Origin of the sequence: Edaphobacter aggregans DSM 19364 (assembly GCF_000745965.1) — a bacterium.
GTDB classification, from domain to species: Bacteria; Acidobacteriota; Terriglobia; order Terriglobales; family Acidobacteriaceae; genus Edaphobacter; species Edaphobacter aggregans.
Genome location: NZ_JQKI01000002.1, coordinates 275376 through 293975, shown reverse-complemented (window position 1 = coordinate 293975; position 18600 = coordinate 275376). Strand labels below are relative to the sequence as shown.

Below are 18600 nucleotides of genomic sequence, written 5' to 3'. Positions count from 1 at the left end.
GAATAAATGTCAACGCCGCTGACAAAAGAACGCATGCACGAACACTCTGGGATGCCGCACGAGATAGAACTGCCCGCGCCGACAGCGTGGCCCTTTGTCCTTGCGTTTGGATCCACCTTGTTATTTGCGGGCCTCGTTACGAGCGCGTCGGTCAGCGTCCTTGGCGCTGTGCTTTGTCTAGCAGGCTGCATCGGGTGGTTTCGCGAAGTCTTCCCGCACGAGCGCCACGAGATGGTGCCCGTGGTTCCCGAAGACATTCGCATCACTACAGAGCGCCGGCTCGTTGAGGTGATTCCGATCGAACACCATATGCGAGCGTGGCTCCCTATAGAGACTTATCCAGTATCAGCCGGCGTGAAGGGCGGACTGGCTGGGTGCGTAGCTATGGCCGTACTGGCCTGTGCGTATGGCGTGCTGAAGATCGGAAGCATCTGGTACCCAATCAACCTGCTTGCGGCATGCGTATACGCCGAATCACTAAAGCTCGGTTCCACACAGGTGTATTCCTTCCATGCGGACAGCTTTGCGATTGCTTTAGGGATGCACGTGCTCGTGTCTACTCTTGTCGGTTTGCTCTATGGCGCGATGCTTCCCATGTTTCCACGCCGTCCCATTGTGCTCGGAGGACTTATCGCTCCAGTGCTGTGGTCGGGGCTGCTCTACACAATTCTCGGCTTGTTGAACCCGTTGCTCACGAGGGACATTGACTGGCCCTGGTTCATTGCTTCCCAGGTAGCGTTTGGTGTCGTTGCAGGCCTCGTTGTAGTGCGCCAGTCGCCTACGACAACGTACGAGAACTTGTCATTCGCCATACGCGCGGGGGTCCATGCTCCGGGAGTGATCCCACCACGAGAAAGCGGAGAGAAGCGCCCATGAACCGATTTGCTTATCTATGTGCGTTCGCAGTGCTGAGCCTGCTGCTCTCCGGTTGCAACTCTCCGCATGGTCAGCCCCAAAAGGACACGGAATCCATTGCGCCGAGCGAGGTTTTGGAGTTTGCGACTCTCTATGGAGAAAACTGCTCGGGCTGCCACGGCGCGCAAGGACGAGGAGGAGCAGCGCTCGCGCTGGCCGATCCCGTTTATCTCGCCATTATCGACGAACACGCAATGCGCAGCGTCGTCGCGAATGGCGTACATGGTACCTCGATGCCTGCTTTCGCGCAAAGCGCAGGAGGCATGCTGACGGATAAACAGATTGATGTGATTACGAGCGGAATATTTTCTCGCTGGGCGCGAAAAGGGACCCTTGAAGGAAGCAATCCACCTTCCTATGCCGCAAAAGCTACGGGCGATGCCGCCCAGGGCGAAGTTGTTTATGGAACGTATTGCGTATCGTGCCACGGCCGTGGAGGTCAGGGCGGCCCTCGGGGCAGCGCTATCACGGATGATTCATATTTAGCTCTCGTCAGCGATCAGGGACTACGCACGACCGTTATCGCTGGCCGGCCAGAATTGGGCGCGCCAGACTGGCGCGGAAACGTTGCTGGGAAGCCGATGACGGACCAGGAAGTCACGGATGTCGTTGCCTGGCTTGCGTCACGCCGCGTGCAAAATCCCGGGCAGCCTTATTCCGCTTCGAATTACGCGCACTAGGAGTCCAGATATGTCGACTGAACCTGTCATTGCCCCGCAAACGGACGCTACGATCACCCGCCGCGGATTTTTCATGAAGCTGGGAATCCTCTTCAATGGGCTTGCGGCCATGGTGTTGGGTGTGCCGATTGTGCGATTTCTTCTTTCGTCCGTCACCGGCGGCCGCGCGGATGCCTACCTCTCCTGGGTGCCACTCGGTCACATCAACGAGTTTCCTGCGGGCGAGACGCGGCTGGCTACGTTTCGCAATCCATACGTGATGCCAACAGATGGCAAGACCGTGGACACTGCCTGCTGGGTACGGCGTGTCGCAGGCGATCAGTTCCAGGTCTTTGCCATCAACTGCGCGCATCTCGGCTGCCCGGTCCGCTGGTTTCCCCAATCGGGTCTGTTCATGTGTCCCTGTCACGGTGGAGCATACTACCGTGACGGCTCGCGCGCTTCTGGGCCACCGGAACGGGGACTCTTCGAATATCCGTACAAGGTGGAGAACGGTTTGATCACGATTAAGGCCGGGGAGTTGCCCACCCCCGGTGCATCCATGGCAAGTCTGTCCACGGAGAAGCCGCCATGCGCATGATCACCAAGATAGGCGAATGGGTCGACCATCGCTTGCAGCTGGCCGCGCCAATGCGCGAAGCCGCCGAACATCCCGTGCCACGGAACACGGCGAGCTGGTGGTACGTGTTTGGCAGCGCGGCGCTCACCGTCTTCCTTCTCCAGGTTGTGACCGGAATTCTGCTGGCGCTGATATATGTGCCCTCAGCTGGCGAAGCGTGGACCAGCCTGCAGGCTCTGAATCATCAGGTGGCGCTGGGTTGGTTCATCCGCGCGATGCATGGATGGGGCTCCAACTTCATGGTGGCGCTTGTGCTTATTCATATGGCACAGGTGTTTCTGTTCGGAGCCCATAAGTTCCCACGTGAACTCACCTGGGTCGTCGGCGTTTTCCTCTTATTGATGACGTTGGGCATGGCCTTCAGCGGACAGGTCCTTCGCTTCGATCAGGACGCCTACTGGGGACTGGGAATCGGAGCTTCCATCGTCAGCCGCGTTCCCATCATCGGGCCTGCAGCTGTAAAACTCATGTTAGGTGGGCCAATCATCGCCGGCGCAACGCTCTCCCGATTTTTTGCACTGCACGTCTTCGTAATTCCCGGACTGCTAATCGCGTTAGTCGGTCTTCATCTCTTGATGGTGATGAAGCTGGGGATCAACGAATGGCCGATGCCCGGACGGATCGTAAAACGAGCAACCTATGAACACGAATATCACACCCTGACGAAGGAGGATGGTGCGCCCTTCGTTCCGTATGCGGTTTGGAAAGATCTGTTTTTCGCCGCGTTTATCCTTCTGGCCATCGCCGCGTGCGCCTTCTACTTCGGTCCATTCGGGCCCACCGGCCAACCCGATCCGACGATTATCCAGACTGCTCCAAAGCCCGATTACTTTTTTCTCTGGCTTTACGCTCTCCTGTCACTGCTTCCTCCATCGCTTGAGACGCCATTTCTTCTCATCGGCCCAGTTTTGGTGATCGTTGCGCTGATCCTCTTACCGTTTCTATCGGGCGAAGGAGAAAAGAGCTGGAAGCGGAGGCCGATGGCGGTCCTCACGGTGCTGCTGATTGCAATCACCCTCGGGACCTTCACCCGCATGGCGCAATTCACGCCATGGAGCCCGCACATGAATGCGTGGAGCGGTGATCCCGTCCCGGATCGGTTCATACACGACACAACCGCACTGGAGCGACAGGGCGCGCTGGTGTTTCAGGTAAAGCAATGCCGCAATTGCCACGCTCTTGGCGATACTGGTGGGCAGAGGGGCCCGGCCTTGGACGGTGTCGCCGTTCGACTGACACAAGATCAGCTCATCCGGCAGGTGATTCAGGGCGGCGGCAACATGCCTGCCTATGGAAACAACCTGAGCCCGGCAGAGACTACCGCACTCGTGGCATTTCTCGAAACCTTACATCCTGCGAAGCAAGCTCCCGCACGCGATGCATCACGTGACAAGGTACTTGGTGCTAGTGCCCAAAAAGCACCCCGCGCTCAGCAATAGGAGCACAATCGATGCCACATGCTCATCACACCGCGTTCGAATCGCTTTCAGTTTCCGCAGCCTTGATTCTGCTCGCGTTGATCTACGTGCGTGGATGGATTCGTAATCGCAGGTTTGACCTCGAAACGATTGAGGCCTGGCGCGCCGTCAGCTTTCTCATCGGACTGTTCTTTATCTGGATTGCGATCGCCTCTCCTGTCATGGGGCTCGATCACCAGTTGCTGACAGCCCACATGGTTCAACATCTGCTGCTCATGACGCTTGCTCCTCCCTTGATCTGGCTCGGTGCGCCCGTCAAAGCGTTACTATGGGGTTTACCGCAGCAAATCGAGCAAGCGGTCATCTCTCTGTGTCGCCATCCCCAAATAAGGCAGCTGGGCAAGGCGCTGGCGCACCCTGTAGCTGCCTGGTTTGGAGCGGCTGCCACACTCGTCGGATGGCACATTCCGCCTCTTTTTATGCTCGGGCTGCAGTCGGGAATGTGGCATGGAATTGAGCAAGTATCGTTCCTGGTGACCGGCCTTCTCTACTGGTGGCCAGTCATCCAGCCCTGGCCGATGGTCTCGAAATGGCCAGAGTGGTCGATTCTCTTGTATCTCTTCTTCGCTACATTGCCATGCGATATTCTTTCCGGATTTCTGGTCTTTTGCGATCGCGTGGTGTACCCCGTTTACTTCCCCTCATCACAGCCCTTCGGCCTGTCGGCTCTCGAAGACCAGCAATGCGCCGGTGCGTTGATGTGGACCATCGTTACGGTGGTGTACCTAGTCGCCGGAACAATCGTCGCGATGCGGCTACTCTCGCCCACAACATCGCGACAGTACAGAACTGTGGAATCAGATTCGCAACCCAGTGCGGCACCGCAGACCACGCGGCACAGTGTGGAGGTCGTCTAAATGTCCGGCGAGCCTCTTGTCACCGCACTCGATACGCCTCCAGGCCGTTGTGTTACAGCGTCCACCTTGCTCTCTGACTACTGGGCGCTAACCAAGCCGGAAGTCAATTTCCTAATTTTGATCACAACATTTGCAGGGTTCTATCTGGGTTGTGCAAACGCAGGACGACAGTTTTCATTCCTCGCATTGTTCAATACGTTGCTCGGGACATTGCTGGTTGCAAGCGGGACTGCGACACTGAACCAGTACATCGAGCGAAAGTTCGATGCTCAAATGCGCAGGACCGCCCGGCGTCCCGCCGCTGCTGGCCGTCTTGAACCGCATGCAGTCTTAGCCTTTGGGATTGTGTTGTCGGCGGTGGGTGTATTTTATCTCGCAGTAGCCGCCGGCGTGCTCGCCAGTCTCCTAGCGCTACTTACCTTACTCTCCTATCTGTTCTTGTACACACCGCTCAAAAGAAGAACGCCTCTTTGCGTTCTGGTCGGGGCTTTTCCTGGTGCTATGCCTCCACTGATCGGTTGGGCCGCAGCATCAGGGAGATTGCCTATGGAGGCGTGGCTACTCTACGCCATCCTCTTCCTGTGGCAGTTCCCACATTTCATGGCAATCGCATGGATGTACCGCGAAGACTACGACCGCGCCGGCTACCTGATGTTGCCCAAAGGGAACGCAAGAATCGCTTTCGTGATCCTGCAAACCCTAGTGCCGCTGTTTGCTTTAGTTCCAATCAGCATCCTGCAATTTTGGACGGGGCACGCAACTATTTCTAATTGCACGGGACTATTGCTGGGTCTAGGCTTTCTCTACCTCGGCTTGGAATTCGTGCTTCAACGATCGAGGGTCGCTGCACGCCGACTGCTCGCGGCTTCAATCGTGTATCTTCCGCTCTTGTTCGCGCTGAGAATCACGTTACACTAACGGGCACTTCGACTACCCCGGAGTGCGCATTGCTACACGCTCCCACACCTGAGCATTGCTACTCGTCCAGCTTGAAGATGCGTATCTGGACCAGCTTGCTGATGGTGAGATTGTTGAGTCCGCGCGCCTGCATGCGCTCGATAAACTCCGGCGTCACCTTGAAGATGCGCATCTCCACCAGTTGATCGAGCGTGGGTTCGTAGCCCAGCGCACGAATCTGTTTGACCTCGGCAGGATCGACCTTATGCACCCTCATCGCAATCAACTTCTCTGCAGAAGGTGTCGGATATCCCAGCGCGGTCATGCTGTGGACATATGTCGGCTCGACATTGAAGATCTTCATCGCAATCAGATTGTCGGAGTTGATGCCCTGTATCCCCTCTTTCTGCAGGGATTGCACCCACCCCGAATCGATGCGGAACAACGTGTAGGCTTCGAGGTTGTTCGAGTTGAAGCCAGTAATGCCGAGCTGTCCCATGCGAACAACAAAGCCACGGTTCGGCTCGAAGGTAAACTCGCCGACGAGCGCCGACTCGTGAACACTGCCCGAGCAGGTCAGCGTGCCTGCCTCCGCGCGCAGCACGGCGTCGACGTGTGATCCATCCCTGCCAAGATCCGAGAGCGACAGGCCGGTGAAGGCGTCTGCCGGCTCCGTCACTGTGCTCTCATGGCAATCACGATCGCCTGCGCACGAGCCTCGTTCGAGTCTCAACTCAAACCGGTTCGCCTGCGTCGATGCCGTAATGCGGCACGATCCCTTCAAGGCGTTGAGGATCTCGTCGGCATGCACCAGCGACACAATCCCCACGACAATGAGAAATATCCCGAATACGCGACGGAAGCTCATCACTTGTTCTCCGATTTCTGACCGCCCTCATCGAGCAGTCCCGAGATGCGAAGTTTGATTAGTTTGTCGATTGTGAGTTGATCGAATCCATGGCTCTTTGCCGAGGCAATGAACGCCTGATCGATGTGGAAGATGCGAAGCTGAACCAGTTGGTCGACCGTGATGTCTGGATACTGCTGACGTGCGGACTTGGCGAACTCTGGAGTCACATTCTGGACGCGCAGCGCTATGAGCTTGTTGGTCGGGATCGCGGCAAAGCCCGCGTCCTTCATGGCAGCGACAAACTCCGGCGTGACCTTGAAAATCTGGTAAGAGATGAGATCGCGGAACGTTGTCGGCGCGATTCCCGCAGCGCGCAGCTTGCTCACCGTCTCCGGCGATACGCCGAAGATCTTCAGCGAGACCAGCTCATCGGCCGTCGGCTTTCCGTAGCCGAGCTGAGCCATGCTGTGCGCATACTCCGGAGTGACGCCCTGAATCTTCATCGCAACGAGCTTGTCGAGATCCGCCTCGTATCCCGCAGCCCGCATCTCGCTGATGTAATCGCTCTTCGCCTGGGCTCTCTCAGGACTCCTCTGGGCAATCATGAGGGACATCGCCGCCCTGTGCGGCAATACGTCACGTAGCTGCGAGATCACATGCAGGCTCAACTCCGGTGCTGGCCCAACTGCTGGTACCAGCGGTGGAGCACTTAGAGCGGCGACCGGGGGCGCCTGCGGCGCGACCGCCACAACGGGCAACGGGGCCGGTTCAGGAACCGGACGGACCCCTGACAGTGCTTTGTTCGGGGCAATCGGTACGGCAGGCAGAGCCTTCGGCGCAGGCGGCGCCTTCAAGGTAAACGCCGACTTCGGGGCGCACTTCACGTCGTTGGCACCCGCCACCACGTGCGACCTCGGTGCCGGATAGATCGCGGCTGCAGCGAGAAGCTCCGCAGGCTTCGCGTGATCGGCAAACACGTTTGGCAAGGGCAGAAGAAAGAGCCCGAGCACTGCCGAGACCCCGACCAGGGAAAGAGGCGCCAGTTCACGCCCCAGTGGGGCATCCCCTTTCGAGCCCTCGAGAATGCGGACGATGCGCGCCTTCAGGCCCAGGCCGGCCGTGTGCCCATCGAGGGCCATCGCCAGTTGCAGCCGCGAGCTGCGCTGCTCGTCCAGCCGCAGCAGAGCCGTTGCGTAAACAATCGGATCGGTGCAGCAGCCAAGCGCAACATCGTCACAGCAAAGCTCGCGCTGCTGGCGAAGGTGTCCGCCAAGCCACCAGACGGCAGGGTGAAAGAAGAACAGCGTCTCTACGACGGTCTGGAGCATGTTCCACAGGTAATCGCCGCGGCGGATGTGCGCGAGCTCATGCGCCAGCACCACCTCCAGTTGGTCTGGACCAAGATGCGTCAGCGCGGAGACGGGCAAAAGAACGACCGACCGAAAGACTCCCATGGCCAGCGGCCCGGAGATGCGCTCGCACACAAACAGGTCGATATGCCGACGAATCCCCATGCGCCTGGAGAGGCTGTCGAAGGCCGTGCGCACGGCGTCCGGAATCTCGACCAGCGCACTCATCCGCAGCCGCCGGATCATCATCCAGCCCCCTACCGTTCGAAGCGACAGGATCATCACGCCGAGCAGCCACATGGCATCGATCCATGGCATCAGGCGCGGCAGCGACATGGGCACAAATCGCCGCAAGAACAGGTCCAGCCGCCACCACGGGTTAGCCTCGGGTGTTGGTGCAGTGTGATCCGAAATGACCGGAGCCAGTGTGCTCTGCATTGGCGTTGCCACAGGGCGCTGCGCCCCCAGCGGAAACGCACTGCTCCCGGTCAAACGCATCTCTTCGTAGCCGAGCGTCACAAGGGAGACCGCAAACATGCCCATCATCGCAGCCAGCGCCAGCGCGTAGCGCACGCTGCTTCGCGAACGGGAAAGAGCAAGGTCGAGGATGCGATAGAGGAGTGCGATCGCCGCGGCCTGCCAGCAGAAATGCACGAGGGTCCAGCCCAGTGCCTGCATCGAGTCGTTCATTGCCTCTCCTTTTTCTGCCGGATGATCCTGCGAATCTCGTCGAGTTCCTCCGGGCTGGCCGGCTCCATCGACAGTGCGTGCATCGCCAGCTGCGCCGCCGAACCCGCGAAGAGCCTCTCGCTCAGGTCGCGCAGCAGCTGGCTCTGCGTCTCCTCCTGGCTGGCGGCAGCGCGATAGATATGCGCCTTGCCCGCCTCAGTGCGCTCGACCAACCCCTTGTCGGTCATGATCTGCAGCGTCTTCAGCACCGAGGTATAGCCGAGCGACCGCTGCTGGCTGACCACTTCAAACAGTTCCCGCACCGTGGCGGACCCCTTGTCCCACAACGCGCGCAGGAGTTCGAGTTCAACCTCGGTTGGCTTCGGCAGATGGCGACGTGTCTCGTTCATGGGGTGCAATCTATACGAAATGATTCGTAGATGTCAACGAAAACTTTCGTAGGTCTGTAGTTTTTTTCTTTTTTCGGCATGGAAACTGCCGGTCTTCTGCAACGATCGTTGTTCAACGGGGCCCGAGAAGAGGAGCAGCAAGAAACCAACCGGAGACTCTGGCCCCTGCTTCAGTAGGATAGACGTGCTCAATCAGGATTGGCTTACAGCCTCAGGAGAAAAATGAGCCCAGATCGTCCGCACCATCCGTCACGCAGATCGTTCCTCGCAGGACTTGCCACGCTGGCAACGAGCCTCGGTGTCGCCGCACAGCAGCCGAACGCTGCGCCGAAACCACCGGCCCCGCCGCAGGATCCCTTCCCTGGCAGGAAGAAGGTTCTCGCTATCGGCGATGTGCACACCGGCTATCAGCACGACTCGGTCTCGCACGCTCTCGCGACCATCGAACGGCTCGGCCGCCAGAGCGGCGACTTCATCACATATATCAAGACCGACACGCAACTGATCACCAAGGGCGAAGTCTATGGCACCGGGCGGTACGCCGCGCCGCCTGCGGGCACTCGTCGAACCAATGCGAAGAACCTCGACTACTTCGATGCGATCTTCTTCTTCGGCCTCGGCGAAGAGGAGCTCTCCGCGCAGCAGAAGGCCGATCTGCTCTCCTTCGTGCACGACGACGGCAAAGGCTTCGTCGGCGCGCACTCCGCCATTGATGCCTTCTACAACTGGCCCGAGTACGGAGAGATGACGGGAGCTTACTTCGACGATCATCCCTGGGGGGTAATGGACGCGCCCATCCTCATCGAGCAGCCGACGTTTCCTGGAATGAAACAGCTGCCGCCGCAGTTCACTCTGCGTGACGAGATCTACGTCCCCACCAATGCTCCCTACTCCCGCGCAAACGTCGATGTCCTGGCGCGGCTCGACGCCACAAAGGTAAACCTCAAGGTCTCCGACCTGCATCGCACCGACAATGACTTCCCCATCGCATGGGTAAAGTACTATGGCCGCGGGCGCGTCTTCTACAGCACGCTCGGGCATCTGGATGCAAGCTGGGACGACCCGCGCGTTCAGCAGATGTACCTCGAGGCCATTCGCTGGTCGCTCGGCCTCACCACATACACACCCAAGCCGCATCCCCTGCGATCGCAGTAAGTCTGATTGCTTCAAGCTTGCCTGAGGGCCTGGATCAACGCACGAACGTCGCCCGGATCGACAACATACATTGCCGTAGCCAACGGACCGGACTTCTCTCGCGCGGGACTGGTTGCGTCCTCGACTCGGCGGCGCACGGAGCCGTGAAAATGCCTCGCCCGCGTTGCCGTTGCGACGAAGGCCACGTTCTCGATACGAAGTCCTCCACCCGCCGCTACAGCGATACGCTTGCCAGCACTCTCCACCAACCGCCCTAGATTCGTGGCTCCAGCCACCACGTCGCACGCGCCCCCCGAGGTCAGCACGCGACGGCAGCCCGTGGCGATCACATCCTCAAGAGCGGCCCCCAGCGACGCCGCAACGTCAAAGGCGCGGTGAAACGTCACCTCGAGTGGCGCGGCCAACGCGACCAGCTCGCGCGTGCGCTCCACATTGACCGTGTCGTCCGCCCGCAACAGGCCAAGCGCAAAGCCGCTGGCTCCGAGGCTACGCGCATGAAGCAGATCGTCACGCATCAATGCAAACTCACGGTCGCTGTAGACAAAATCTCCGCCGCGAGGACGCAGCAGGACGTACACCGGAAGCCCGCTGTGCTCCACCGCCGCACGAATGAGAGCATGGCTCGGCGTCAGCCCATCTTCGCTGAGCGCCGAGCACAACTCGATCCGGTCCGCACCGCCTTCTCGCGCGGCAAGACAGGCATCGAGCGTCTCGGCGCACAGCTCGAAGCTGACCTCCCGCATCACGAGAGCGTCAGCGAGGGCGGCAGCACAGGCTCATCGGCGCCGAACGCAGGATTCGGCTCAGCGCTCATCGTGAAGACGAGCCTGCCTCCCTGCGCGATCTCGGAGTGATGGAACCACGCACGCTCGTGCACCTTGCCATTCAGCGTGAACGACTGAATGTACTGGTGCGCCGGGTCCTTGCGCTCGACGACAATCTCGAGCTTTCTTCCGCGACTGAGCTCTACCTCCGCTCGATCAAACAGCGGCGAGCCCAGGACATAGTTGCCACTCACCGGATCAACCGGATAGAAGCCAAGAGAACTCAGCAGATACCACGCCGACATCTGGCCCACATCCTCGTTGCCCTGCATGCCATCCGGTTTGTCCGCATACATCGTCTCCAGCAGGCTGCGAACGCGTGCCTGCGTCTTGTGCGGAGCGCCTGCATAGACGTAGAGATACGCAATGTGATGCGAGGGCTCGTTGCCGTGCGCGTACTGTCCCACCATGCCCGCGATATCCGGCGGAGCATCCTCCGGCAGATCGGGTGCCGCGTTGAACAGTCCGTCCAACTTCGTGACGAATGCGGCGTTGCCTCCACACAGCTTGATCAGCCCCGCGGCGTCGTGTTGCACGCCAAAGGTCGTCTGCCACGCGTTGGACTCTGTATAGTCGCGCCACTTCTTCGAGTGACCCATATCGATCGGCTTGAATGGCGTCGTCCAGCTCCCGTCTTCGAGCTTCGGCCGCATGAAGCCCGTCGATGCGTCGTAGTAGTTGCGATAGTTGGTCGAGCGCTTCACGAGCATCGCCGCATCATCGTTCTTGCCCAGTTTGCGAGCCACATGCGCGATCGCCCAGTCGTCGTAGCAGTACTCAAACGTCTTCGAGACCGACTCGCTCTCCTTGTCCGCCGGAATGTAGTTCAGCTTGCGGTAGTACCCCAGCCCGCGATAGTCGTCCACCATCGCGCGCTTCATCATCAGCGCGTAGGCCCTCTCGTAGTCGATCCCGGTAAAGCCCTTGCTGCACGCCTCCGAGATCACCGCAGCCGAGTGGTAACCCGTCATCGTTCCCGTCTCGGTCGACATCAGCGGCCACACCGGCATCCCCGCGGGGCTCTGCTCCGCCATGCGAATCAGCGTATTCATCCACAGCGGCACGCGCTCCTGCTCGATTAGCGTGTAGGCTGGATGCGCCGCGCGGAAGGTATCCCACAGCGAGAACGTGGAGAAGTTTCTCTCTCCCGTCTTCAGCGTATGGACCTCGTTGTCCATCCCGCGATAGCGTCCATCCACGTCATCAAACAGCGACGGGCCCAGCGACATGTGATAGAACGCCGTGTAGAAGATGCGCTTGTGCGTCTCGTTCGCGCTCGTCACGCTCACCTTCGAAATCTGCCTGCGCCAGGCCTCGCGAGCCGTCGCACGCACCTTGTCGAACTGCCACCCCGGAGCCTCCGCCGCAAGGTTCTTCGCCGCGCCCTTCACATCCACGCCGGAGATTCCCGTCTTCACCAGAATCGTCTCGTTGGCCTTCGTGGTGAAGTAAAGAACGCACTTCAGATGCTTCCCCTTCAGCTCCGTACCGCTCGCAGGCGCAGCAACCTCCTGGTCATCCGAGTAGAAGACGATTCGCTCCGGCCGCTTCGAGACCGTCATCGTGAAGTACGCATGACGCCCCTTGCCCCACGCCGAGGTCCTCCGCCCCCCCGCAAGCGTGTCCGGCGCGATCTGCTTCAGCTCCGCTGAATCCACCGGCCCCGCATCCGGACCGTATCCGTGCTGCAGATCGAGAATCAGGTAAGCCTTATCGCTTGACGGAAACGTGTAGCGATGCAGCCCGGTGCGCTCCGTCGCTGTCAGCTCCGCCTTCACCCCATAGTCCTTCAGCAGCACCGAGTAGTATCCCGGCTCCATCTGCTCATCGGTGTGATCGAAGCGCGACCGATAGCCCTCGTCCGGATTGCTGCGGTCACCCGGAACGATATGCGCTGTGCCCGTTCCCGCCATCACCAGAAAGTCCAGCAGATCGCCGCATCCCGTGCCGCTCAGATGCGTGTGACTGAAGCCCATGATCGAGCTGTCGGAGACGTGGTACCCCGAGCACCAGTCCCAGCCGTCGTTGAACGTGTCCGGGCTAAGCTGCACCGCGCCAAACGGCATCGCCGCGCCGGGAAAGCAATGCCCATGCCCACCTGTGCCAATCCGCGGATCGACCCATCGCAGCGGGTCCTCCGCCTGTGAACCGGCAACCGCGGCGTGAACAAGCTTACCCATCGGAAGCGCGCTTACGGCACACACAGCGGCGCTTCGCTCCAGAAATCTCCTACGGCTGATCATGCATTCTCCATGTTGTGCTGGGATTCGGCCGCATTGACTGTCACCGTGAACGGCGACTCTTTCGAAAGACATGCGGCCGACATGACAACCATTCTCGCGTACCTGATAACGACCCGCAACTATGACAGAATGGCTCGAAGCAAAATTTCATGAGACACCTCACCTCTCCGACCAGCAGACGCACCTTTCTCCGCGCCGCCACCGCAGCCGGCCTGGCCTACCCCTTCGCTCAGGCCGCAGGCGCGCTCGAGCAGCAGCAAGGCATCCAACTCCCTGAGGTCAAGGCCCCATGGGACATGTCGCAAGGCCGCCCCAAACCCTCCGAACGCAAGTTCCAGAGCACCGCCGTCGAAGCCTTCCTCAAAGAGCGCAGCCCACGCATCGCCGACCCCGAACTCGCGCGCCTCTTCGTCAACTGCTTCCCCAACACACTCGACACCACCGTCGAACCGGGCACCTTCGAAGGCAAGCCCGACACCGCCGTTCTCACCGGCGACATCCTCGCCATGTGGCTGCGCGACTCCTCCGCGCAGGTCTGGCCGTATCTTCCGCTCGCGAAGAACGACCGGCCTCTGCGCGATCTCCTCGAAGGCGTCATCCGCCGTCAGGCGCGCTGCATCCTCATTGACCCCTACGCCAACGCCTTCATGGCCGACCTCAACGCGCCGCCGCTCCCCTGGAGCCTCAAGGACAAGACCGAGCTCAAGCGCGGCGTCGGCGAGCGCAAGTGGGAGATCGACTCGCTCTGCTATCCCATCCGCCTCTCGCACGGCTACTGGCAGCAGACCGGAGACACCGGCCCCTTCGACCAGCGCTGGCGCGAAGCCATGCGCCTCATCGTCGAGACCTTCCGTGTTCAGCAGCGCAAGCACGGTGACGGCCCCTACCGCTTCCAACGCCAATCCGACGTCTCCACCGAGACCCTTCCCGCCGCCGGCCTCGGCAATCCCGTCAAACCCGTCGGCCTCATCGCCTCCGGATTCCGCCCCTCCGACGACGCCTGCATCTTCCCCTTCCTCGTCCCGTCCAACCTCTTCGCCGTCACCTCGCTGCGCCAGCTCGCCGAGATGGCCCACACCATCGCGCACGATGAAGCGCTCGCCACCGAAGCCACCACGCTCGCGAAAGAGATCGAACAGGCACTTCAGCAGCACGCCATCGCAGCCACACCAGAAGGGACCATCTGGGCCTACGAGGTCGACGGCTACGGCAGCCAGCTCCTCATGGACGACGCCAACGCCCCCAGCCTCCTCGGACTTCCCTACCTCTCCAGTTCGCCCGACCCCGCGCTCTACGCCCGCACCCGCGCCTTCTGCTGGAGCGAGCGCAACCCGTGGTTCTTCCGCGGCGCCGCCGGCGAGGGCATCGGCGGCCCGCACATAGGCCGCGACATGATCTGGCCCATGTCGCAGATCATGTACGCTCTCACCAGCACCAGTCCGCAGGAGATTCGACTTTCCCTCACCATGCTCAAAGGCGCGGCCGCAAACTTCGGCTTCATGCACGAGAGCTACTTCAAGGACGACCCGCGCCGCTTCACCCGCGCCTGGTTCGCCTGGGCCAACACCCTCTTCGGCGAACTGCTGGGCTCACTGACAGTCACACACCCTGAACTTCTTCGTAGCTGACTTTAGACTACGCAGTCATAAAGATTTGTCATCCTGAGCGAAGCGCAGCGGAGTCGAAAGACCTGTATTTCGCCTGTCCGCCGCATGTTTTTTGCTAAGGCGAGCAGACTATCCGTGCCGCGCACGCCACAACGCACCCAGCGTCGGATCGACCACTCCCGGCACCACCTTTAGCGCCGGCAGATCGCGGCGCAGCGCCTCAACAATTCCCTCGCGAATCGGAGCGACATGTTCCAGGATGCTCCCCGTAAAGGCCAGCTCCGGAACCCAATCCGGCTGCGAGTCCTCGCGCCGCAGCCTGTCGATCACCACGCGGGCCAGGTGGGCCAGTTCCTCGGCCTCGCGCCGCAGAACCCCCTTCGCAACCTCGTCTCCTGCCTCCGCGCAGGCGACCACCACCGGCGCCAGCTTCGTAAAGTCAGGCGAAGGAATCTGGTTCGCATAGCCGACCAGCTCGTCAAAAGTAGACAGGTTCCAAAGCTTCATCACCGCGGGATACAGCGCTGTCTCCCTCCCCTCATCCCGCGCCAGCACCATATCGCGCAGCGCCTGGTGCCCGATCCTAGCGCCCGATCCCTGGTCCGCGAGCGCCGGTCCCCAGCCGCCCGCCGTCGTCAGTTTTCCTGACGCCGAGCGCCCCGCAACATTCGATCCCGTCCCCGCCATCACTAGAACGCCTGGACCTCCGAAGAACGCCGCATCCAGAGCAATCTCCACATCGCCCACCAGAATCAGCGATCCGCCTACGTGCTCGGCAAATACCCTGCGGATCCACTCCGTCACCAGCGCAACCGTAATGCCCGCCGCTCCCACGCAGCTTCGCGTCACATGGCGCATCGAGACGCCGCTCGCAGCCTCCAGTTCGCTCAGCGCCTTGGCAAAGTTCTCGTCCGCGGTCGCCTCATCCGTGCGCATCCGCTTGATCGTGCCGCCCTTCACTCGCGCCAGTTCGCGCGTCTCATCGGCCAGCACATAATCCGTCTTCGTCCCGCCCAAGTCTACCGCAAGAAAAAAAGCCAAGCCTTGCTTCCTCCTAAAAGCGCGCCATCGCGCACGCACCATCCTATATTCTTCATACCTCATGCAGAAGCCCATCATGCCGGGAGAGAATTGACCTCTATGAAGATGACCCGTTACTTGCTTCGCAGCACGCTCGTCGGCGCCCTCGGCGGCCTGCTCTTCGGTTTTGACACCGCCGTCATCGCCGGCACCACCCAGCAGCTCACCCAGATCTACAATCTCACCGCATTTACCCTTGGCGTCACCGTCTTCATCGGCCTCGTCGGCACCGTCATTGGCGCGATGAGCGCCGGCGTACTCGGCCAGCGTCTCGGAGGCCGCGAGGCTCTCCGCATCATGGCCGTCCTCTACACCATCTCCGCTCTTGGCTGCGCCTTCGCATGGAACTGGCCGTCTCTGCTCGCCTTTCGCCTCATCGGCGGCCTCGGCATCGGCGGCTCCTCTGTCCTCGGCCCCGTCTACATCGCCGAGCTCGCCCCCGCCAAGTGGCGCGGCCGCATGGTCGGCCTCTTCCAGATCAACGTCGTCATCGGCATCCTGCTCGCCTACCTTTCCAACTACCTCCTCTCGCTGATGCATCTCGGCGACGCGCAGTGGCGATGGCAGCTCGGCGTCGCTGCCATCCCCTCCGCGCTCTTCCTTGCACTGCTCTACGCCATCCCGCGCAGCTCGCGCTGGCTCGTCACCCAGAACCGCACCGACGAAGCCCTCGACGTCCTCAACATGATGGGCTCGCCCGACTCCGAGGCCGAGCTGCGCGATATCATCGACTCCATCCACCTCGAGCGCGGCATGGCGCACGAGCCTCTCTTCACGCGCCGCTATCGCCTGCCCATCTTCCTCGCCATCACCATCGGGCTCTTCAACCAGCTCTCCGGAATCAATGCCATCCTCTACTACTCCAACTACATCTTCAGCGCCGCCGGCTTCAGCAACATCTCCGGCTCGCAGCAGACCGTCATCATCGGCCTCATCAACCTTCTCGCGACCTTCCTGGGCATGTCGCTCATCGACCGGCTTGGTCGCAAGACGCTTCTCCTCATCGGCAGCCTCGGCATGGCGGCCTGCCTCGCAGGCGTCGCGGCAGACTTCTTCACCCACTCCCATCAGTCCGCTCTCGTCTGGCTGCTCTGCGCCTACATCACCTTCTTCGCCATCTCACAGGGAGCCGTCATCTGGGTCTACATCGCCGAGGTCTTCCCCACGCGCGTCCGCTCCAAGGGCCAGAGCCTCGGCTCCTCCGCCCACTGGATCATGAACGCCATCGTCTCGCTCGTCTTCCCCATCCTCGCCAAGGAATCCGGAGGCATCCCCTTCGCCTTCTTCGCCGCCATGATGGTGCTGCAGTTCTTCGTCGTCCTCGTCTTCTACCCGGAGACAAAGGGCATCACCCTCGAGCAGCTTCAACACAAGCTCGGCATCACCTACTGACGGGCGGCCAAACGGGCTCAGCGCCAATTACCAATGTTTCGTTAAAACTGGGTATTTCCCTAGTCGACACACATGTACGGGGCGGAGTTAAGTACATCACAGCGGTTGGGCCGAGGAATTGAGTTCACGGAGGATGACCCATGATGCTTGGTACCAGTTGGATCAAGAAGGGACTCTTGCTCGCTACCGGAACACTCGGTCTCGCATTTGCTGTTCAAACCAGCGCGCAGGTCCAGACGACAACAACGACGACGGCAGGCGAGAGCAGCCACAAAGTTAAGGTCGACCGCGGCGAAGTTTACGCTGTGAACGGCAATGATTTGATCGTGAAGATGGAAGATGGCTCTTTCCAGCATTTTCCGGATGTCCCGGAGACGGCCAGAGCCACGGTCGATGGGAAACAGCTTGGCATTCACGACTTGAAGCCGGGCATGAAGCTCCAGCGTACGATCGTTACCACAACCACTCCTATGACCGTCACCACAATCCAGACGGTCACCGGCAAGGTCTGGCATGTCAGTCCACCAAGGTCGGTCATCCTGACACTGGAGAACAACACGAACCAGGAGTTCAAGATCCCTCAGGACCAGAAATTCAACGTCGACGGCCAAATGGTCGACGCCTTTGCCTTGAAGAAGGGGATGATCGTCACCGCGACGAAGATCGTGGAGGTTCCGACCGTGGTTTCGTCGCTGGAAAAGAATGTGACTGGCACGATGCCGCAGGAGGCCGCGACGCCGCAAAAGGGTGAGACGGCGCCAACGAAGAGCGCTGAGCCTCCGACGGCGACGAAGCCAAAGCCCGCGACTGGTACGGTTCCGCCCTCTCCGCCACCCGATGCTCCTTTGCTCATTGCCGAGGGAGAGCCCACTGCTGTTCCGGCGGAGGCGGAATCACCTGCTGGTCCTGTCGAACCGGCTCGGGAAAAGCCAAGCTACCTCCCTTGGATCGGTTTGGCCGTGCTTCTGGTTGTAATTTTGATAGCGGTCAGGCTCATGCGCTCAAAGGCCAGCAAGTAGCGACGCTCCAGGGTCAATTCGATGACTTTTGATGGGGCACGACGCCGTTGAACAACGGCTTTGTGCTCACCTGCTTATTTCTCGGCCCAATCCGAATCCCCCGTGAGTCCCACCCTGCCTTCCGCCGCTCGGGGACGTTAAGGATGTTGATGCCGGTGCAACTTGCATTGAACCATTTGGGTTCGACCTGGTTGAGCCATGAGGAGTAGGTGGGTGTGAAGTGGAACCGGACGCGGGGATGCTGCTCCAGGAACTCCCGCACCAGCGCGGTCTTGTGAGCCGAGAGATTGTCGAGGATGATGTGGATCTGCTGAGCGGGCGGGCACAGGGCCACGACTTCCTTCAGGAAGACGACGAAGTCGCGGCTGGTGTGGCGTGCAGCGGTCTTTCCGCGAACCCGGCCGGTCGCGGTATCCAGCGCCGCATACAGCGACAGGGTTCCGTGCCGGTAGTATTCCAATCCATGGCGCTCGGCGCGGCCCGGCGAAAGCGGCAGCACCGGATCGAGTCGATCCAGCGCCTGAATGGCGGTCTTCTCATCGACACAAAACACGGC

At 60.6% G+C, this 18600-nt stretch carries 17 protein-coding genes; 10 read left to right on the top strand and 7 right to left on the bottom strand.

Annotation, left to right across the window (positions count from 1 at the left end; genetic code table 11):
* Nucleotides 1-6: 6 nt before the first annotated feature.
* From Q363_RS03895 to cyoE, 6 genes are read left to right on the top strand one after another with little or no spacing between them, the layout of a single operon-like run.
* Entirely contained in the window at nucleotides 7-876 is an 870-nt protein-coding gene (locus tag Q363_RS03895; protein ID WP_035347974.1) for a hypothetical protein, read from the top strand.
* Nucleotides 873-1595 carry a cytochrome c gene (locus Q363_RS03890; RefSeq protein ID WP_035347973.1) on the top strand — a complete coding sequence of 241 codons (723 nt, stop codon included), beginning with the start codon at nucleotides 873-875 and terminating at the stop codon, nucleotides 1593-1595. The genes Q363_RS03895 and Q363_RS03890 overlap by 4 nt, the downstream gene beginning before the upstream one ends.
* Before the next feature lie 10 nt (nucleotides 1596-1605).
* Nucleotides 1606-2175 (top strand): QcrA and Rieske domain-containing protein, encoded by a 570-nt coding sequence (locus Q363_RS03885; protein ID WP_035347972.1) that lies wholly within the window; start codon nucleotides 1606-1608, stop codon nucleotides 2173-2175.
* Complete coding sequence (locus Q363_RS03880) at nucleotides 2166-3653, top strand: cytochrome b N-terminal domain-containing protein (RefSeq protein ID WP_035347971.1); 1488 nt, start codon at nucleotides 2166-2168, stop codon at nucleotides 3651-3653. The genes Q363_RS03885 and Q363_RS03880 overlap by 10 nt, the downstream gene beginning before the upstream one ends.
* Nucleotides 3654-3664: 11 nt before the next feature.
* Nucleotides 3665-4549: a cytochrome c oxidase assembly protein gene (locus tag Q363_RS03875; protein ID WP_051978324.1), complete on the top strand. Its 885-nt coding sequence runs from the start codon at nucleotides 3665-3667 to the stop codon at nucleotides 4547-4549.
* Nucleotides 4550-5467, top strand: a complete 918-nt coding sequence (gene cyoE / locus Q363_RS03870) for a heme o synthase (protein WP_051978323.1) — start codon at nucleotides 4550-4552, stop codon at nucleotides 5465-5467. It begins immediately after the preceding gene.
* Between the two features lie 58 nt (nucleotides 5468-5525).
* On the opposite strand, the gene Q363_RS03865 is transcribed toward cyoE, so the two are convergent.
* From Q363_RS03865 to Q363_RS03855, 3 genes are read right to left on the bottom strand one after another with little or no spacing between them, the layout of a single operon-like run.
* A complete protein-coding gene (locus Q363_RS03865; RefSeq protein WP_035347970.1) occupies nucleotides 5526-6314 on the bottom strand; it encodes a hypothetical protein in 789 nt (262 codons plus the stop codon).
* Nucleotides 6314-8335 carry a M56 family metallopeptidase gene (locus tag Q363_RS03860; RefSeq protein WP_035347969.1) on the bottom strand — a complete coding sequence of 674 codons (2022 nt, stop codon included), beginning with the start codon at nucleotides 8333-8335 and terminating at the stop codon, nucleotides 6314-6316. Before Q363_RS03860 ends, Q363_RS03865 begins: the two co-directional genes overlap by 1 nt.
* Nucleotides 8332-8724 carry a BlaI/MecI/CopY family transcriptional regulator gene (locus Q363_RS03855; protein ID WP_051978322.1) on the bottom strand — a complete coding sequence of 131 codons (393 nt, stop codon included), beginning with the start codon at nucleotides 8722-8724 and terminating at the stop codon, nucleotides 8332-8334. Before Q363_RS03855 ends, Q363_RS03860 begins: the two co-directional genes overlap by 4 nt.
* A gap of 222 nt (nucleotides 8725-8946) precedes the next feature.
* On the opposite strand from Q363_RS03855, the gene Q363_RS03850 reads away from it, so the two are divergent.
* Nucleotides 8947-9879, top strand: a complete 933-nt coding sequence (locus tag Q363_RS03850; protein WP_035347967.1) for a ThuA domain-containing protein — start codon at nucleotides 8947-8949, stop codon at nucleotides 9877-9879.
* A gap of 11 nt (nucleotides 9880-9890) precedes the next feature.
* Here Q363_RS03850 and Q363_RS03845 read toward each other — a convergent pair whose 3' ends face one another.
* Nucleotides 9891-10622, bottom strand: a complete 732-nt coding sequence (locus Q363_RS03845) for a copper homeostasis protein CutC (protein WP_051978321.1) — start codon at nucleotides 10620-10622, stop codon at nucleotides 9891-9893.
* Nucleotides 10622-12946 carry a GH92 family glycosyl hydrolase gene (locus Q363_RS03840; protein ID WP_035347966.1) on the bottom strand — a complete coding sequence of 775 codons (2325 nt, stop codon included), beginning with the start codon at nucleotides 12944-12946 and terminating at the stop codon, nucleotides 10622-10624. Before Q363_RS03840 ends, Q363_RS03845 begins: the two co-directional genes overlap by 1 nt.
* Nucleotides 12947-13095: 149 nt before the next feature.
* Between Q363_RS03840 and Q363_RS03835 the strand changes: the two genes are divergently transcribed.
* Nucleotides 13096-14574 carry a glycoside hydrolase family 125 protein gene (locus Q363_RS03835; protein WP_051978320.1) on the top strand — a complete coding sequence of 493 codons (1479 nt, stop codon included), beginning with the start codon at nucleotides 13096-13098 and terminating at the stop codon, nucleotides 14572-14574.
* Between the two features lie 108 nt (nucleotides 14575-14682).
* Here the strand turns inward: Q363_RS03835 and Q363_RS03830 are convergent, their stop codons facing one another.
* Complete coding sequence (locus Q363_RS03830; RefSeq protein ID WP_035347965.1) at nucleotides 14683-15594, bottom strand: N-acetylglucosamine kinase; 912 nt, start codon at nucleotides 15592-15594, stop codon at nucleotides 14683-14685.
* 99 nt (nucleotides 15595-15693) lie between these two features.
* Here Q363_RS03830 and Q363_RS03825 point away from each other — a divergent pair, with 99 nt between their 5' ends.
* Together Q363_RS03825 and Q363_RS03820 are read left to right on the top strand one after the other, a co-directional pair.
* A complete protein-coding gene (locus Q363_RS03825; RefSeq protein ID WP_035347964.1) occupies nucleotides 15694-17025 on the top strand; it encodes a sugar porter family MFS transporter in 1332 nt (443 codons plus the stop codon).
* Nucleotides 17026-17165: 140 nt separating this feature from the next.
* Complete coding sequence (locus tag Q363_RS03820) at nucleotides 17166-18044, top strand: hypothetical protein (RefSeq protein WP_035347963.1); 879 nt, start codon at nucleotides 17166-17168, stop codon at nucleotides 18042-18044.
* Nucleotides 18045-18057: 13 nt separating this feature from the next.
* Here Q363_RS03820 and Q363_RS40070 read toward each other — a convergent pair whose 3' ends face one another.
* A complete protein-coding gene (locus Q363_RS40070; protein WP_051978319.1) occupies nucleotides 18058-18597 on the bottom strand; it encodes an IS630 family transposase in 540 nt (179 codons plus the stop codon).
* Between the last annotated feature and the right edge of the window lie 3 nt (nucleotides 18598-18600).

Excerpts from the sequence above, each read along its gene's own strand:
- Q363_RS03895 (WP_035347974.1), top strand. The coding sequence starts at position 7 with ATGTCAACGCCGCTGACAAAAGAACGCATGCACGAACACTCTGGGATG.
- Q363_RS03890 (WP_035347973.1), top strand. The coding sequence starts at position 873 with ATGAACCGATTTGCTTATCTATGTGCGTTCGCAGTGCTGAGCCTGCTG.
- Q363_RS03885 (WP_035347972.1), top strand. The coding sequence starts at position 1,606 with ATGTCGACTGAACCTGTCATTGCCCCGCAAACGGACGCTACGATCACC.
- Q363_RS03880 (WP_035347971.1), top strand. The coding sequence starts at position 2,166 with ATGCGCATGATCACCAAGATAGGCGAATGGGTCGACCATCGCTTGCAG.
- Q363_RS03875 (WP_051978324.1), top strand. The coding sequence starts at position 3,665 with ATGCCACATGCTCATCACACCGCGTTCGAATCGCTTTCAGTTTCCGCA.
- cyoE (WP_051978323.1), top strand. The coding sequence starts at position 4,550 with ATGTCCGGCGAGCCTCTTGTCACCGCACTCGATACGCCTCCAGGCCGT.
- Q363_RS03865 (WP_035347970.1), bottom strand. The coding sequence starts at position 6,314 with ATGAGCTTCCGTCGCGTATTCGGGATATTTCTCATTGTCGTGGGGATT.
- Q363_RS03860 (WP_035347969.1), bottom strand. The coding sequence starts at position 8,335 with ATGAACGACTCGATGCAGGCACTGGGCTGGACCCTCGTGCATTTCTGC.
- Q363_RS03855 (WP_051978322.1), bottom strand. The coding sequence starts at position 8,724 with ATGAACGAGACACGTCGCCATCTGCCGAAGCCAACCGAGGTTGAACTC.
- Q363_RS03850 (WP_035347967.1), top strand. The coding sequence starts at position 8,947 with ATGAGCCCAGATCGTCCGCACCATCCGTCACGCAGATCGTTCCTCGCA.
- Q363_RS03845 (WP_051978321.1), bottom strand. The coding sequence starts at position 10,622 with ATGCGGGAGGTCAGCTTCGAGCTGTGCGCCGAGACGCTCGATGCCTGT.
- Q363_RS03840 (WP_035347966.1), bottom strand. The coding sequence starts at position 12,946 with ATGATCAGCCGTAGGAGATTTCTGGAGCGAAGCGCCGCTGTGTGTGCC.
- Q363_RS03835 (WP_051978320.1), top strand. The coding sequence starts at position 13,096 with ATGAGACACCTCACCTCTCCGACCAGCAGACGCACCTTTCTCCGCGCC.
- Q363_RS03825 (WP_035347964.1), top strand. The coding sequence starts at position 15,694 with ATGAAGATGACCCGTTACTTGCTTCGCAGCACGCTCGTCGGCGCCCTC.
- Q363_RS03820 (WP_035347963.1), top strand. The coding sequence starts at position 17,166 with ATGATGCTTGGTACCAGTTGGATCAAGAAGGGACTCTTGCTCGCTACC.